The sequence below is a fragment of the Megasphaera sueciensis genome (assembly GCF_050219315.1).
Classification (GTDB): Bacteria; Bacillota; Negativicutes; order Veillonellales; family Megasphaeraceae; genus Megasphaera_A; species Megasphaera_A sueciensis.
This window is the reverse complement of record NZ_CP116939.1, coordinates 401,571-417,722: the sequence shown is the minus strand read 5'-3', so window position 1 is coordinate 417,722 and position 16,152 is coordinate 401,571. Positions and strand designations below refer to the sequence as shown.

Here is a 16,152-nt window from a genome sequence, read left to right as displayed (position 1 = left end):
ATACAGTTTGGTATATTGAAAATTTAATTTCAGAAGGAGGAATAGACATGAAGTATCTAGCTTTTAACGGCAGTCCAAGAAAGGGTTGGAATACGGAAACAGTATTGAAATACTCAATGAAAGGTGCTGCATCACAGGGGTTTAGTACCGAACTTATTCATTTATATGACTATGATTATAAAGGATGTCGAAGCTGTTTTGCATGCAAACTAAAGGACGGAAAAAGCTATGGCCGATGTGCAATAAAAGATAATTTAACCGCTATTCTCAACAAAATCGAAACAGCAGATGCCATAGTTATTGGCTCTCCTATATATTTTGGCGATGTAACAGGAACCGTGCGAGCTTTTATGGAACGACTGTTATTTCCCTATTTAGTATATGACAATATGTATTCTACTCTTTTCCCCAAAAAATTACCTGTTGGTTTGATATATACAATGAATGTAACGCAGGAAAAATTGAAAGCCGTTGGATACAAACCTCATTTAACACGTATGGAACAACTATTTGAAAGAATTTTAGGTCCATCAAAATCATTGTATGTTACTGACACATACCAATTTACCAGTTATTCCAATTATGTTGTGACAAGTTTTAACGAAAAAGAAAAAGCAAAAAGAAAAAAAGAAGAGTTTCCAAAAGACTGTCAAAAAGCATTTGATCTGGGAGTGAGCCTTGCCGTCCAGGCATATACCTGACAAAAATGTATTATTGGCAATTATATATTGCTTTTAATATTTTTACGGATTCTATCTCTATGAAATAAGAACGAAAAATATACTCCTTTTTACGCAACGGTTGAAGTGCCGAAACAGTTTGCGTAGAAGGAGTATATTTTATGTCAGAAAATATTGCCGCACACTGCTTTTGCTTCCTATATAGGAAGCACCTGTACATCTTTAGCATATTCTTTAATTAATGTAAGCATATCTTCGAAATAGAGAAAAATAGTCTTTGTGTTATCAAGAGGGTGTACTCCTATTATTTGACCTTGCAAAGAAGCATCAAATATCATAGTAATATTTTTCTCTTGATTATTTAACACGCCAAAGGGCGTTACATCCCCTTTTTCCAGACGCATCATTTCATACAGCGTTATCTCACTGGCAAAACTGAGTCTTCTGCTGGAAATCTTTTCGCTCAATATTTTTAGATCGATTTTTTTATATCCTGGCAGTGCCACTAAATAATAGTTTTTCTTTTTATCATCACGCAAAAAAAGATTTTTTACAATCCGTTCTTTATGCGGAATTTCTAAATTTGATAAATCATCAATAGTATACGCTGCCGGATGTTGATGAATTTCAAATGGAATATGTTGTTCATGCAAAAGATGTATAATATCCTCCGATTTTAAAAAAATACATCGAATGTCCATGCGAATTCCCTCCTAAATAACTTGTCTATATAAACGCAGCCATCATCGCACAAGTGCAGATAAAGTGCGTACATCAACCCCTTCTGCTGCAAGCAATCGTTGTTTTTTTTCTATGCCGCCGGCATATCCGGTGAGACTCCCCTTAGCCCCGACCACTCTATGGCACGGAATAATAATAGAAATCGGATTATGCCCCACAGCTCCGCCGATTGCCTGTGCCGACATGGTTTTTATTCCATTATATGCCGCCACTTCCGCAGCAATATCACCATACGTGCGAACGTGTCCATACGGGATATCACACAAAATTCGCCAGACGATTTGCCTAAATGTACTTCCCGCAGGGGCAAGAAGTAATTCATCTATTTTCGGATTTTCCCCCGAAAAATACCGTTGCAGCCAAGATACAGTTTGAGTAAATATAGGTATATGCTGATTATATATGATATCATTACCTATACCAGCAGCGTAATATTTTTGCCCTGCAAACCATACGCCTGTAAGATAACTTCCATCACTCGCCAGCAAGACTTTCCCCAGAGGTGTTTGCGCTTTTGCTGCATACTTCATAATCAATGCCCCTTTTCCGATAAAAAATCCCACAAATTCATCACGGCGTAACTTCGCCACGGCCGCCATTTTTCCGCTTGTTGCAGCATTTCTTTTGCAGTCATAGGTTCCATTGCCTTTTTTATTCCATAATCCGTCTCTAAAAAAATATCGGTACATCCCATTGCCCGCATCGCTATATATCCAGCCGTCCACACACCGACCCCGGGAATTGCCAGCAATTTTTTTATTTCTTTTTCTGGATCTGCATATACTTGACAGTAATTATCCTCCTGATAAAATAACTGCGCCAAGGCCTTAATTGTCCTTGCCCGTGTCGAAATAATTCCCAATGATGCTATTTTATTTTCCCCAGTTGTCCCAAGACCCACAATTTTTTCGGCAGTTGGAAACACATAGGATAATCCTTGTATCGTTGTTTCTATCGGTGTCCCAAAAGTTTCTGCAAATCTTCCCGCCAGCGTTGTTGCAGCCTTTACCGTAATTTGCTGCCCAAGTACGGCACGTACGGCCAGTTCAAAGGGATTTATACAACCGGGTACACGTGTCCCTTTTACACATAATCCTGATTTTATCGTATTCATGGGCAGCAATGCCGTATATATGACTTCCGGATCACAATATACATCAAATAAACGCTTAATTCGGCCCAAAATCTGTGGAATAACAGTAATCAAGGTATCACTCAGCGTGACTAACAGCATACTTCTCACCGGATCATTTTTTACTTTTATCCATCCTGATCGATAGATTCCCTGCCTGTCAACCTGACTTATTGTACGCATGTAGCAGTCATTTTGCACAACTTCTACCCCCGGTATCGCCCGCAAAGCAAGAAAGTCAAGCATCTTTTTCCATTCATAAGGCGGATGGTAGCCTATACCAACGGTAAGTACTTCGTTTTTTTCTTTTCTCTTTTTTAATCCGTTACGAAGGACTGTTGGTGCCAAATGATACTGTTTTTTAAATAATTCATTACAGCGCCTTAGGCTTCCAAATCCCGCTGCCATAGCAATTTCAAGTATAGATAGATTAGTATCTGTAAGCAGACTTTTTGCCAAAAGAAGACGGCAGGTCTGCAAATATGCAACAGGAGTTACATGATACGCTGCCGCAAAGACACGCCGCAGATGACGGTCTGTACACGCCAGCTGCTTAGCCAAGACCGTTATGCTGACACCACTTCCGCAATGTTCTTCTAATAACCTGGCAGCTTGAATTGCAATTTCTTCTCCTTTTGCCGTGAATGATTTTTCAGGTGCAAGCTCCGGCCGGCACAACAGACAAGGACGAAATCCGGCTTGTTCTGCTTCTGCCGCTGTCTTAAAATAACGGCAGTTTTCTTCTTTCGGAAGTCTTGCTCTGCATATAGGACGACAGTAGATGCCAGTAGAAGAAATTCCAACAAAGAACTGTCCGTCAAACCGCCTATCTTTAGATCTAAACGCCGCATAATATACTCTTCGTTCTTTTTCTTCCATAAGCAACTCCTCCCATAATGATATTATATCATGTCCTCCATAAAACACTGGCTGTTTTCGGACATATATACGACAAAAAAGGAAGCATCTATTAATTTACATGCTTCCCACTCTATCTCAAAATTCAAAATGAAATTTTTTTTATATTTTATCAGATGTATCTAAAATTTCCTGTACTCTCCCAATAATACCCGTATCAAGACGTACCTTTATACCTCTAGGGTGTACTGCACTACGAGTCAAAATATCCTTTACAATACCTTCTGTCAATTGCCCTGTTTTTTGATGTTGCTTTTGTACTATTTTTACACTAATGCCCGGCCTGATATTCTTTCGTTCTGTACCATTCATTTTTATGTCTCCCCACATATTCATTATATACAACTACGTTAACTAACTTCAAGTAAATAGGTTCTTTTATGCAAAATGCCTGTTCTTCAATATAACCTGTCAGGCACTCCCCAATGGCATCTCCTGTGAAAGATATAATGTCAGCTATGCTTATTTCTACGTTTCAAGCATCATACTAGCAGTTGCTTCTGCTGCTACCGTACCATCCTTTTTCCAAATCTTCCCTTCCATCATTCGTAACCTGCCATGCCGACTTACCACTTTTCCTTCTACTTTTATAGTTTCACCGATCGGCACAGGTTGTCGAAAGCGAATTTCTATTTTTGCAGTATATGCTTTACGATGTTCTACTTGATATACATAATTTCCCATAACTTCATCCAGCAATGTGCTGATAAGTCCGCCATGCATATTTCCATCATAACTTTGATGTTCTTTTTGCGGTGTAAAATAAGCAGTACAGCATTCCCCCTGTATGCTCATTTTCAGCTTAAGGCCTATTGGATTTTCTTCGCCGCAAGCAAAACACCATGAATTATCGTTTCTCACCCGTTGATCCCGTTCCATTTCACACCGCCGTCCTCTCTCCCATACTATGCTGTTAACTACCATATCATACATTAGCAAAAATCACAATGATACACTATGACAGGTAGTTTTAACTAATTCATTTGCACCTTATCAACTACCGCTAAGCGATATATCAGCTTTACCACTTCAGATAAGAAAATAACGCTGGCTGAAACCACCATAATCTTCAGCCACATCATACCATCCAGGGGAACAGTACCAAAAAAAGCACCGGCAAACTGAATAATTAAAATCTGCAGCACAAACGTAAGAAAAACGACACCTAACATAAGTTTATTTTTGAGGAAATGTTTAAAAATACTTACCGCATGAAGTTCCCGGCAATTAAAAGCGTTAAACAGCTGAAATAACGTAAACATAGTAAAGAGGACCGTTATCATCTGTTCCTGTCCGGCATGTAAAAAATCAAACGCATATTGGCACAAAAATACAATGGAGATATATATGCCTGTTGAAACAATTCTCAATACCATTGGCATAGAAACAATGCTCTCGTTTCTCTTGGTCGGCGGATGTACCATCAAATCACTGTAAATCGGTTCCAAGCCCAATGTCAATGCCGGGGGACCATCCATAATAAGATTGATCCACAATAGTTGAAGTGCCGTAAAAGGCGCTTTAAAACCAAGAATAATAGAAACCAGAACTACCGTAACAGAAGCAACATTAACGGTCAATTGAAATTGGATAAAATGCTTGAAATTTTCATAAATTCCACGTCCCCAAGCAATCGCCTTTACAATTGTTGAAAAAGAATCATCCAGCAAAACAATGTCACTTGCTTCTTTTGAAACATCCGTTCCCGAAATTCCCATAGCAATACCAACATCAGCATTTTTCAAAGCCGGAGCATCATTAATGCCATCTCCTGTAACAGCCACCACATTCCCCTGACTTTTCAGCAATTTTACTATTCTCATTTTAATCGCAGGCGTACTGCGGGCAATCACACTGATACGAGGAAGAAGCTGCAGTAATTTTTCATCGTCCTTATCAAAAATATCCTTAGCTTCCACTGCAATTTGGCCATTTTCCAAAATATGAAGTTCTTTGGCAATTGCCGTTGCCGTAATAATATTATCCCCCGTCAGGATTTTTAAATCGATACCTGCCCGGCGGCAGTTTTTCACCGCCTCGTATACATCTTCCCTTAATGGATCGGAAATAGCAACAAAGCCATCAAAAATCATGTTCGTTTCCATCTTAGCATGCAATTGTTCATTTCTATAATCCTGCATGGATTCCAATTCCTTATGAGCAAAAGCAATCACACGCATAGCTTTTTCCTGAACCGTCATAATATGCCGATTAATTTCCCGGTACTGCGAATCGGGAAAAGGAACACACATTGAAAATATAGCTTCCGGACTTCCTTTTACATAAGAAATAATTTTGCCATCGACATTACTGACCGTTGTCATATGCTTTAAATCCGATGAAAAAGGAAATGCCATTAGCACATCATGTGCAGCACGTTCATCCTTATATGATTTTCCGCTTTTTTTTCGGGCTTCTGATCCTTCATAAAAATTTAACATGGCACATTCTGTCGGGTTGCCGATAAAATTGCCTTCCTGAGACACATCTGCAGTAGAATTAAGACAGACATTGTGAGCGATCCATTCTGATGACAAGGTTTCCGGGTGCGAATGAAAAACATTGTCAAAGAAAGCGGAAACTGTCATCTTATTTTCTGTAAGTGTCCCCGTCTTGTCCGAACAGATTACGTTAATACACCCTACGGTCTCTGATGCGATCATTTTCTTAACCAGTGCATTCTGCCCCGCCAGTTTGATAATATTAATAGAAAGTGACACGGCTACAATTGTCGGCAACCCTTCCGGCACAGCAGCAACAATAAGAACAATACTGGTAACAAAGGCTTCCATAATATTTCCCAGGTTTACTTCGCCAGCTTGTACAAAAGAAAAAACTTCTACAGCAAATACAATAATTGCCGCCATAACACCCAACAGGGTGATAATTTTTCCGAGACGTGCCAGTTTTTCCTGCAACGGGGTAGAGGTGCGTCCCATATCCGTCAATTCCTGTGCAATTTTACCAAACTCCGTATGATCACCCACTGCAGTAACTACCATTTTTCCATATCCGTTGGTAACGTAGTTCCCCGAATAAAGCATATTACTGCGCTCTGCAAGAGGCGTTTTTTCATCTGTAAAAGTAATTTCCGAATTTTTTCTTACAGGGACACTTTCTCCTGTAAGAGCAGATTCGTCGGATTCTAAATCAACGCCTTCCAAAAATCTTCCGTCTGCCGGAATTTTATCTCCTATTGCAAGCAAAACGATATCTCCGACAACGAGTTCATTTTGAACTATCATTTCCGTTTCCCCATTCCGAAGAACTTTCACAGAATTATCTTCATTAATTTTGGAAAGGGTATCAAATGCTTTTGCACTTCTTCCCTCCATTACCACCGTGATGACAACGGAAAGAAAAATTGCCACAAAAATTCCCGCACATTCTAAAAAATCCGCTTCACCGCCGGTAGCCGTACGAATTACATTGACAGCCACATCGATCAGGCCCGCCATGATCAGCATCAAAATCATCGGTTCGATAGATGCTTCAAAAATTCTGCGAGCTAATGATTTAGGCTTTTTTCGAGATAGAGAATTATTTCCATATTGATTTCGATTTTGTATAATTTGATCAGATAACAATCCATCAGACAAGCTAGTATGAAACTGCACCAGCACTTCGTCCTGATTCATCATAAATTCTTTCATCGACATGTTCCTCCTTGCTCAAGTTTTGTATATATCACTCACACGTGTTTGCTTATAAAAAACGAGACCCGCGCATGGCAATAAAGCCATACGTGAGTCTCGTTTTTTAAGACAAGCCAGACCAATTGGTCAGTGTGTTGACTTGGCACACAATACCTGTGCAAACTACTCCCTCACGGAGCATTAAATTATTTTTACACCATATCATGTTCACACCGATTTGTCAAGAATTCAATATTTTGAGTATCTAAAATGAATACGATTCATTCCCTGATTCTCAGCTGCCAAAAGGCTACTGCACTCGCCGCTGCTACGTTAAGTGAATCCACATGATGAGACATAGGTATTTTCACCGCATAGTCACAGGAATCAATAATAGACTGTGACAATCCATAGCCCTCCGTACCGAACAGTAAAGCCAATTTCTTTTCTCCTGCCAATTTCTCGTCTGCTATACTTACAGCATTCGTGGATAACGCCATAGCCGCGGTCTTAAACCCCAGTGAATGCAATATGGAAATATCGGTTCCCATGTGTGTCCACGGTACTTGAAAAATAGTTCCCATACTGACACGCACGGAACGCCGACATAAGGGATCACAACAAGAAGGTGTAACAAGTACAGCATCTATATTCAAAGCTGCCGCCGAACGAAATATAGCCCCCACATTCGTAGAATCTGTCATACCATCCAACACTGCTACTCTGCGGGCTTTCATGATTAAATCTTCTGCTGCCGGCAGTACCGGACGAGCCATAGCACACAAAATACCGCGGGTAAGTCTATATCCCGTCAAGTCCGCCAGCACTTCCCTATCTCCCGTGTACACCGGTATATCACCGCACCGTTCAATAATACAACCCGCTTGCCCTTTAATTCGTTTTCGTTCCATTAAAAGGGCCAGCGGCTTACAGCCATTTTTTAAAGCTAACTGTATCACCTTGAGACTTTCTGCAATAAAAATTCCCTTTTCCGGTTCTAACCGGCTGCGCAGCTGCACTTCCGTTAAATGAGCAAACAAAGCTAATCCCGGAGCTGCTATATCTTGTATTTCTATAATACGGGCCAAAAGCCTTCATCCCCTTTATCATCTTAAATTAATATACTTCTTATCAAAGGCAAGTTATACAACTATGTTTTATTGGCAAAGATACCATCAATGACACTATCTATATTATCCGAGTCTTCTGCTTTTTTGGCAACCTTCCTATAAAAAATATAGATTTTTTCACTCCGTCGGCGATGTAAATAAATATAAAGAATACCCTGCAATTATCTTGGTATATTCACATATATGAATAATAAAAAAAAGACGGAACACTCTATCCATAGAGATGTTCCGCTTGAAAGTTACACTATACTTTTTTGTTTGTATGGCATAAGTGCAATACAACAACAGAAACCAGCAATATGACAACCGCCGCGGTAGATACAAATTCGTTAAGATCCATCATATCCATTTTCATCATCTCCTGATCGAAAACATACTCGATGCCATTGCATTCAAACAATGCAATTTCAACAATGAAACTTAAATTCTTCTTTATTCAATATAGCAGAGCAACATGAAAATTTTGTAAAATTTATTTTAAAAATATGTAAAAATATAATCTTTATTTCAGTTGTATTCCAAACCTTGCATGTTTTTTAATCAACATAATAAAAGACATATTTCCGGTTAATATAACTGATCATATTGCATGGCTCACCAATCATATCAAAACAGTAAAAAAAATATTCATGTACGTATTATATGATTACTGTTATCTTTTTAACACTATGTATTGACTATATCAGCATGAAAAATGCTGATATAGTCAATACACTAGGCAGTGCGTGATTACGCTGTTTTAATCACTTTTATTTTCATCTGTATTTTTATTGTTCCTTGTTATTCTTTCTCATTTTCTGTATAATATTCCTATCATTATTCTATTGGAATCATTAAAAAAACATAGAAGTACATACCTATAACAATATAATAAACAGTAAAAAGCGACATAACACACTAAAAAACAGCTGTATAAGAAGGTTATCATTTTATAACCATCTGCAGCAGAAGGGGCGTTTTATAATGAAAAAAACAATAATTGATAACATAATCGGCAGAGAAATCATTGATTCCCGAGGAAATCCCACCGTGGAAGCCGAAGTCTGCCTAGTGGATGGCACCATAGGCCGGGGGGATGTTCCCAGTGGAGCCTCCACCGGAAAATTCGAGGCGTTAGAGCTGCGAGATAATGATACCGCCCGATTCATGGGCAAAGGCGTTTCTAAAGCAGTAACACATATCAATGAAATTATTTCTCCCACCTTGTCCGGATTAGATACAGCCGATATATATAACATTGATAACGTAATGATAGCCCTTGATGGAACAACGGATAAGTCTAAGTTAGGGGCAAATGCTATTCTTGCCGTTTCCATTGCCTGCGCACGAGCAGCAGCAGCGGCATCAGGTCTGCCACTATATCGTTTTCTGGGCGGGATAAATGCCAACCGTCTGCCCGTGCCTATGATGAATATATTGAACGGCGGCGTGCATGCTGCAAATACGGTAGATGTACAGGAATTTATGATTATGCCGATAGGAGCTTCCAGCTTTCGTGAAGGCTTGCAATGGTGCACTGAAGTATTTCACACCTTAGCTGTTCTCTTGAAAGCAAAAGAAATGACAACTTCCGTCGGTGACGAAGGTGGATTCGCTCCTGACTTAAAGAGTGATACAGCAGCCATTGAATATATTTTAACTGCCATAATAAAAGCCGGCTATGAACCGAAAAAAGATTTTGTTTTAGCTATAGATGCTGCCGCCAGCGAATGGAAAAGTGACACTAAGGGAAAATATATTTTACCAAAAAGCGGACAAACATTTACCTCTGTAGAATTAGTCAAACACTGGCAGGAATTATGCAGTAACTACCCTATTTATTCTCTTGAAGACGGTTTGGACGAGGAGGATTGGGAAGGCTGGCAATGGATGACACAACAGCTGGGGAAAAAAATCCAATTGGTAGGAGATGATCTATTTGTCACCAATACAGAGCGACTTGAAAAAGGAATTAAATTACACTGTGCAAATTCTATTTTAATCAAGTTAAATCAAATTGGTTCCGTTTCAGAAACCCTAGAAGCAATAAAAAAAGCACACAAGGCCGGTTATACAGCCATTGTTTCCCATCGTTCCGGAGAAACGGAAGACACAACGATCTCCGATCTGGCTGTCGCCCTGAATACATGCCAAATAAAGACAGGCGCCCCAAACCGCAGTGAACGCGTTGCCAAATATAATCAATTGCTGCGCATCGAAGAAGAGTTAGGCAAGGCTGCCGTATATCCAGGCATCCAAGCTTTTAATAGGTAAGTATGTCTTTTGGTCCTGAACATCTGCATTTGATTTACCCTGCTGCCAATGTGATCAATTTCTGAATAGACACAGGCTGCCCAATCACAATAAGAATATCATGGGCCGCTATTGTTTCAGTTTCAATCGAAGTGGAAAGAAAGACATTGTTTCTTTTAATGGCGGCGATAGTTAAATTAAGAGCTTCTTTAGCCCAAAAATCCGCAAGTCGTTCTCCCGCAAGGTTTGATTTTTCACAAACTCGTATTTCGGCCATGTCCACATCAAATTTTTGATTATAAAACATGTTTTGAAGAAAATCATAGGCCAGTGGATATTCTATAGCGGCCAATATTTGTCTTCCCCCCGAAATAGACGGCGATATGACCATGGATGCACCAGCCTGTTTCAGCTTAGATTCCGCTTCTTCTTCATCAGCCCGTGCCGCAATGATAATATCTTGATTTTGGCTTTTAGCCGATAAAGTAACGTATACATTGTCAGCATCATCGGACAATGCCGACACCAAAATTGCTGCTCTTTTAACCCCTGCGGTCTGAAGTACTTTATCCAACTTGGCATCGCCACAGATGGTCATAACATTCTCTGCCCGCAGCAAATCCGCTTTCTTCTGATCTATTTCAATTACCACAAACGATCTTGCACTGTTTTTTAAACCTCCTATTACTTGCTCTCCGACTCGTCCAGCCCCACAAACAATAATATGCTGACTAAGCTTAGCTATTTTTTGTAACATGGCGCGCCTCCCAAACTGATCTTTTATATGTCCCTCAATAATAATGCCCAAAATTAGTACAAGCATATACCCTGTCGTACCCACGCCAGAAACAATAAAAAAAATAGTAAATATTTTTCCGGCTACAGTTGTTGGAACAACATCTCCATAACCAACGGTACTAAGTGTAGTAATTGTCACATAGATGGCATCGAGCCATGATAAATGTTCAATGCAAGCAAATCCGATAATTCCAACAGTCACTACACAAAGAACATATACTACTGCCCATTTTAGTCGATTCATCAAAAGCTCGCCTTCTTCTTATATACTGCACCCACCATTTGATACCCGTCAACGATTTTAATAAAACAATTCGAAATTGTATTTTCAGGTAAGGCTCTTTATCGTTCAGAATTTTTACACATACGGATAAATGAATTACGTATTGAACCAAGACTTTTATTATTAATGCGATTCAACATTTCCAACGCATTTATTTTACCAGACTATCACTAGCTTGTAAATTTCAATATGTTTCAACCTATGTTCAAATTTTAATAAAAGTTCAGATTACGACATATATTTCCTTACCATTTTTATACCAAATCAATTTTTAAAACCGTTGGTGCTTCTTTTTAGTGTTTTTTTGTTCTATAACTGAATCTTTAACTTACCTTAGTATAGAAAACGATTGATCGGAACAAGAAAAAATCTTAAAATATTTTCAATCAATACTTTTTTATGATTTTGATAATAGGCGGAATGGACCTGTTCAAATAAAACCAGATGTTGACTCATCACCAATATAACGGCTATAACCGCAAAAATCATCAAAAATTTGCTTACTATTTTCATTGATAAAATACAATAATCCCCCTATACTATATATACGAGTATCGTACATATAGTATAGGGGGATTGTCCGTTGGACAAAAATATGATTATACATAAACCACGGTATTCCCCCGTCCACACGTACTTGAAGAAGTATTGGAAACATACATAAAAATTTTTTATTTACCCTGAATAAAAAATAGTCTGGGGGCGTTTATTTTGTCATTACTTGAATTTCAAAACGTATCTTTTGATAATGAAGGTAAATCCATTCTTAGCGATATATCTATGCAGATTGAAGAAAATGATTTTATTTCAATTGTCGGTCCGTCCGGCAGCGGCAAAAGCACTTTTCTTAAACTTTGCAGCTATTTGATCAGCCCTACTAAAGGCAGTATCCTTTTTAAAAACAAAAATTTTACCTCCTATGAGCCAACGGAGTTAAGAAAAAATATTACCTACTGTTTTCAGACACCTTATCTTTTTGGTGATACTGTGATGGAAAATATCAATTTCCCTTTCTCCATACGAAACAGTAATCCAGATCAAAAAAGGATCACTGCTTTATTTTCTATGTTTCATATGACCACCGCCTATTTGAATAAAGATGTACAAAATCTTTCCGGCGGAGAAAAACAACGGATAGCCCTGATACGCAGTTTACTATTCAAACCGGAGATCCTGCTTTTAGATGAAATTACCTCTGCCCTTGATGTGGTAAATACAAACATTGTTGAAGCCGTCATTGATACATTAAATAAAGAAGGTATGACCATTTTATGGGTAACTCATAATCCTGAACAAAGCAGAAAATATGCGAATAAACTCTTATCTATAACAGACGGCGAAATCAAGTCCTTGGAGGTTATAAAATGAACAGTTCAACTGCAATCAGTGTAACATCTTTACTTATTTCATCTTCATTGGTACTTGTAACACTTTTTTTCTCCTATTGGCAAAAGCTAAAACTGGAAAAAGAAGTCATCATTGGGGTTATCCGAGCCGTAGTTCAACTTATTATAGTAGGATACGTCCTGGAATATATTTTTGGTCTAAAAAGCCCTGTTTTTACAACTCTCCTGCTTATTTTCATGATATTCAATGCAGCCTATAATGCTGCAAAAAGAGGCAAGGATGTCAAAAATGGTTTTTATATCTCTTTCTTATCTATATCAATTGGAACCATTGTAACGCTGGCAATTCTTGTTGTATCAAAAACAATTGAATATGAACCATACCAAATCATTCCTGTCAGCGGTATGATTATCGGCAATGCTATGGTCGCCCTTGGATTATGTTATAGGCAAATCGCATCTGATTTTAAAAACAAACGAGACGAAGTGGAAACAAAACTTTCATTGGGTGCCGATATACTGCCTTCCTCTATTGATATTATACGCAACTGTATAAAAACGGGCATGCTGCCAACGATTGATTCTACCAAAACACTGGGAATCGTATCCCTTCCCGGTATGATGACCGGACTAATTCTAGCCGGATCCTCTCCGATGGAAGCAATAAAATATCAGATCATGGTTACCTTTATGCTTCTTTCTACCTCTTCCATCGCTTCATTTATCGCCTGTTATTTAGCGTACCGGAGTTTTTTCAATAGTAAAAAACAATTGCTCTTTATAAAATAGCCGATGCAGCAAAACAAATAGGAAGCCGCTCATTGCAAAAAGACGTTCAATATTCGTATTGAACGTCTTTTTGCATACCTAGTATTATAAAATCAAATAAAATTTTTCGATATATTCAGTTTATAACGATGTGAGTACGGCTATTTCTTGTGCTAAAAGCAAATAAACCTTTGCCAAAAGATATCCATCCGCTGCGGCATGGTTTAATCTGACACTGACCGGCATCACAAGACAGCCATTTTCTTTCCGATACCTGCCCCAGTTCACAATAGGCATAAAATAGAGATAGCCATCCGGCAGTTCCACGTGCAGTGCATCATAAGACAGCCAGGAAACATAAGATGCATCAAACCAGTTAGGATGATGCTCCATATCGAGTCCATACTGACGGGATTGCTTGGCTTTTTCGATATCCGCTGCGCAACCTTCATAAAAAATATTATATGCTGGATGATAAGTTGTATAAACAGGCGTACAGGTTTCTGTATCTTCATGGAAGATGTACTGCGTAGGATGAATCCGATCATACACAATAACTTCATCACTCTTCCATAGATATGCCATTCGATAATCTTCTCTGGCATTTAGCACTTTTGTTAAAATATACAGAAAATTAATATAAAACTTTGTTTCTGTCCGTCTGGAAAATGCATCCAGTGCAGTCACATCGATAGTGTGGGTCATCGAAATAGAACATTTACAATCTTTGGAAAAATGCCGGTATACACCACGACGGTAATATGTTTTTAAATCTACTTTTTTATAATTCATTTCATCAGCCTTCTTTGCTATATTAATTAAATTCATACTTATAGCAAAATCAGCCGTCAGCGACTATACTCGCTTCATACAATCGCCGCTGCAGCTAACTTTGTATGAAGCGGCAGCAATGCAAATAATCATGATATTCCCTCCTTTAAAACAAACGATTTTGTTTCTTCAATATCCTTTTTAGATAGGCAATGTCCAATACATTTACAGTTTCAAAGATTCCTTTATAAAACACACCCCAATTATTGAAAACACAAGGTAATCCTTTTGCTTTTTGTAATGTATCTACTTCAATGAAAGATACCGGAACACGATTCAATCCGCAATACTGTTTTATCCGTTCAATCGCTTGATACACATAAGGACATTGCCTATCATAATATATGGTCAGTTCCTTATTTTCAATCCTGTTATTTTTCACCTGCGGTGCAAATTTAGGGGTAGTTCCATCAAAAGAACGCGCCAACAATTCATATCCATTCTCCGTACTATCCACAACCTCCAAGCCATACTTTTTTGCAAACGATTGGTCCGAAAGCCACTGACGCTTTACTTTTATACCAGAATGCAGCTTCGTACTGCGAATAATACAGCACAAATGTTCATGAACAAGATTTTCCGCGGTTATATTTACAAATTGATTCTCCATAGATATCCTCATATGCTATCGGCAAAGCAGCTTTTTTAAGACAGCAGGATTATCCGCAAACGCCAAGTCTTCAAAATGATCAAATCGATGGCATCATAAAACTGTTCCGGTGACTTTTTATTATCACTATAATGTGTATAATCCCCGATCTCAACATTTGCTCTTTTGGGAAGATTACTGATGTAACATACCGTCTTGATTGTTTCATTGGGGTATAGTTTATTCTTATCCGGTCCCATCATACGATAACAGTCTCCTTTCCGCTCCTGTTTATCTTGTATCACCCCTGTAAGAAACATTGATCCAAGCAGGAAATTGCTATTAGCCGAAGAATACAGTCAACAAACATCACCGCATATGCGATTCTTCCTTTGCCTGAATTCCGGCAAACGCGTAATGAATTAAAGTCCTGATAAAATATTCATCCAATTTTTCCCCAGTTATTAACAAACGATAAAAAAGCGGCCCATAAATCAAATCTATACTTAGCTCTATATCGAGATCTTTCCTCAATTCGCCCCGTTCTACCCCACGCTCCAGGATATGGTGTGAGTCCAGCCGTCGAGGATAAAAATATCTTACCCGATATTCTTCAGCCAGCTTTAGGTCAAATTGTCCCTCTGCAATCAACTCATTAATTACTTTTCCCTCCCGGCTCGTCAAAAATTTGGCCAGGTTGTTGACCTGTATAACTATATCATCCATAACGGAGCCTGTATCCGGTACAGGAAGCCTTGCTGAAGCAGCAGATAGAAAGCTGTCCATCACAACGGCAGCTTTGTTTGGCCACCATTTATAGATTGTCGCTTTACTGACTTTTGCCCGCTCGGCAATTTTTTCAACTGTTACGGTCTCAAAATCAGTCTCTAACAACAAATCATAGGCAGCCGTAAGAATAGCTTTTTGTGTTTCGAGGTTACGGGGACGCCCCTTTTTCTTTTCCAAATGACAACACCTTCCTGTATATTTTTCTTTAGTTAAAACTATACGTACATTATACAATATAATTTCTTACAAGAAAAGAAATTATGTCTTTACAAATACTATA

General features: G+C 38.6%; 16 protein-coding genes. 4 read left to right on the top strand and 12 right to left on the bottom strand.

Annotation, left to right across the window (positions count from 1 at the left end):
* Positions 1–47 precede the first annotated feature (47 nt).
* Positions 48–701, top strand: a complete 654-nt coding sequence (locus tag NXG62_RS02115) for an NAD(P)H-dependent oxidoreductase (RefSeq protein WP_322351598.1) — start codon at positions 48–50, stop codon at positions 699–701.
* A 176-nt stretch (positions 702–877) separates the two neighbouring features.
* Here the strand turns inward: NXG62_RS02115 and NXG62_RS02110 are convergent, their stop codons facing one another.
* The 7 genes from NXG62_RS02110 to NXG62_RS02080 form a co-directional block, all read right to left on the bottom strand.
* Positions 878–1,381 (bottom strand): prolyl-tRNA synthetase associated domain-containing protein, encoded by a 504-nt coding sequence (locus NXG62_RS02110; protein WP_427113377.1) that lies wholly within the window; start codon positions 1,379–1,381, stop codon positions 878–880.
* A gap of 42 nt (positions 1,382–1,423) precedes the next feature.
* A complete protein-coding gene (locus NXG62_RS02105) occupies positions 1,424–1,951 on the bottom strand; it encodes a methylated-DNA--[protein]-cysteine S-methyltransferase (protein WP_427113376.1) in 528 nt (175 codons plus the stop codon).
* A gap of 2 nt (positions 1,952–1,953) precedes the next feature.
* Positions 1,954–3,432, bottom strand: coding sequence for an Ada metal-binding domain-containing protein (locus tag NXG62_RS02100; protein WP_427113375.1), 1,479 nt, complete (start codon positions 3,430–3,432; stop codon positions 1,954–1,956).
* A 141-nt stretch (positions 3,433–3,573) separates the two neighbouring features.
* On the bottom strand, positions 3,574–3,783 hold the full coding sequence (locus NXG62_RS02095) for a YwbE family protein (RefSeq protein WP_427113374.1): 210 nt from the start codon (positions 3,781–3,783) through the stop codon (positions 3,574–3,576).
* Between the two features lie 156 nt (positions 3,784–3,939).
* On the bottom strand, positions 3,940–4,350 hold the full coding sequence (locus NXG62_RS02090; RefSeq protein WP_427113373.1) for a PaaI family thioesterase: 411 nt from the start codon (positions 4,348–4,350) through the stop codon (positions 3,940–3,942).
* Between the two features lie 95 nt (positions 4,351–4,445).
* Positions 4,446–7,124: a calcium-translocating P-type ATPase, PMCA-type gene (locus NXG62_RS02085; protein ID WP_427113372.1), complete on the bottom strand. Its 2,679-nt coding sequence runs from the start codon at positions 7,122–7,124 to the stop codon at positions 4,446–4,448.
* A 263-nt stretch (positions 7,125–7,387) separates the two neighbouring features.
* On the bottom strand, positions 7,388–8,194 hold the full coding sequence (locus NXG62_RS02080) for a TrmH family RNA methyltransferase (protein ID WP_427113371.1): 807 nt from the start codon (positions 8,192–8,194) through the stop codon (positions 7,388–7,390).
* Between the two features lie 1,005 nt (positions 8,195–9,199).
* Here NXG62_RS02080 and eno point away from each other — a divergent pair.
* Complete coding sequence (gene eno / locus NXG62_RS02075) at positions 9,200–10,489, top strand: phosphopyruvate hydratase (protein ID WP_427113370.1); 1,290 nt, start codon at positions 9,200–9,202, stop codon at positions 10,487–10,489.
* 34 nt (positions 10,490–10,523) lie between these two features.
* Here the strand turns inward: eno and NXG62_RS02070 are convergent, their stop codons facing one another.
* On the bottom strand, positions 10,524–11,510 hold the full coding sequence (locus NXG62_RS02070; RefSeq protein WP_427113369.1) for a potassium channel family protein: 987 nt from the start codon (positions 11,508–11,510) through the stop codon (positions 10,524–10,526).
* Between the two features lie 750 nt (positions 11,511–12,260).
* Here NXG62_RS02070 and NXG62_RS02065 point away from each other — a divergent pair.
* Together NXG62_RS02065 and NXG62_RS02060 are read left to right on the top strand one after the other, a co-directional pair.
* Positions 12,261–12,917 carry an ABC transporter ATP-binding protein gene (locus tag NXG62_RS02065; RefSeq protein WP_427113368.1) on the top strand — a complete coding sequence of 219 codons (657 nt, stop codon included), beginning with the start codon at positions 12,261–12,263 and terminating at the stop codon, positions 12,915–12,917.
* Positions 12,914–13,684 carry an ABC transporter permease gene (locus tag NXG62_RS02060; RefSeq protein WP_427113367.1) on the top strand — a complete coding sequence of 257 codons (771 nt, stop codon included), beginning with the start codon at positions 12,914–12,916 and terminating at the stop codon, positions 13,682–13,684. The genes NXG62_RS02065 and NXG62_RS02060 overlap by 4 nt, the downstream gene beginning before the upstream one ends.
* 120 nt (positions 13,685–13,804) lie before the next feature.
* On the opposite strand, the gene NXG62_RS02055 is transcribed toward NXG62_RS02060, so the two are convergent.
* The 4 genes from NXG62_RS02055 to NXG62_RS02040 form a co-directional block, all read right to left on the bottom strand.
* Positions 13,805–14,455 carry a CatA-like O-acetyltransferase, family 3 gene (locus tag NXG62_RS02055; RefSeq protein WP_427113366.1) on the bottom strand — a complete coding sequence of 217 codons (651 nt, stop codon included), beginning with the start codon at positions 14,453–14,455 and terminating at the stop codon, positions 13,805–13,807.
* Between the two features lie 145 nt (positions 14,456–14,600).
* Entirely contained in the window at positions 14,601–15,104 is a 504-nt protein-coding gene (locus NXG62_RS02050) for a YoaP domain-containing protein (RefSeq protein ID WP_427113365.1), read from the bottom strand.
* A 35-nt stretch (positions 15,105–15,139) separates the two neighbouring features.
* Positions 15,140–15,346 (bottom strand): hypothetical protein, encoded by a 207-nt coding sequence (locus NXG62_RS02045; protein WP_427113364.1) that lies wholly within the window; start codon positions 15,344–15,346, stop codon positions 15,140–15,142.
* A gap of 106 nt (positions 15,347–15,452) precedes the next feature.
* The gene (locus NXG62_RS02040; RefSeq protein WP_427113363.1) at positions 15,453–16,049 is read right to left on the bottom strand and encodes a TetR/AcrR family transcriptional regulator; all 597 of its coding nucleotides are present in this window, start codon (positions 16,047–16,049) and stop codon (positions 15,453–15,455) included.
* Positions 16,050–16,152: the final 103 nt, after the last annotated feature.

Coding starts and splice junctions, on each gene's coding strand:
- NXG62_RS02115 (WP_322351598.1), top strand. CDS start 48: ATGAAGTATCTAGCTTTTAACGGCAGTCCAAGAAAGGGTTGGAATACG.
- NXG62_RS02110 (WP_427113377.1), bottom strand. CDS start 1,381: ATGGACATTCGATGTATTTTTTTAAAATCGGAGGATATTATACATCTT.
- NXG62_RS02105 (WP_427113376.1), bottom strand. CDS start 1,951: ATGAAGTATGCAGCAAAAGCGCAAACACCTCTGGGGAAAGTCTTGCTG.
- NXG62_RS02100 (WP_427113375.1), bottom strand. CDS start 3,432: ATGGAAGAAAAAGAACGAAGAGTATATTATGCGGCGTTTAGATCTAAA.
- NXG62_RS02095 (WP_427113374.1), bottom strand. CDS start 3,783: ATGAATGGTACAGAACGAAAGAATATCAGGCCGGGCATTAGTGTAAAA.
- NXG62_RS02090 (WP_427113373.1), bottom strand. CDS start 4,350: ATGGAACGGGATCAACGGGTGAGAAACGATAATTCATGGTGTTTTGCT.
- NXG62_RS02085 (WP_427113372.1), bottom strand. CDS start 7,124: ATGAAAGAATTTATGATGAATCAGGACGAAGTGCTGGTGCAGTTTCAT.
- eno (WP_427113370.1), top strand. CDS start 9,200: ATGAAAAAAACAATAATTGATAACATAATCGGCAGAGAAATCATTGAT.
- NXG62_RS02070 (WP_427113369.1), bottom strand. CDS start 11,510: ATGAATCGACTAAAATGGGCAGTAGTATATGTTCTTTGTGTAGTGACT.
- NXG62_RS02060 (WP_427113367.1), top strand. CDS start 12,914: ATGAACAGTTCAACTGCAATCAGTGTAACATCTTTACTTATTTCATCT.
- NXG62_RS02055 (WP_427113366.1), bottom strand. CDS start 14,455: ATGAATTATAAAAAAGTAGATTTAAAAACATATTACCGTCGTGGTGTA.
- NXG62_RS02050 (WP_427113365.1), bottom strand. CDS start 15,104: ATGGAGAATCAATTTGTAAATATAACCGCGGAAAATCTTGTTCATGAA.
- NXG62_RS02045 (WP_427113364.1), bottom strand. CDS start 15,346: ATGATGGGACCGGATAAGAATAAACTATACCCCAATGAAACAATCAAG.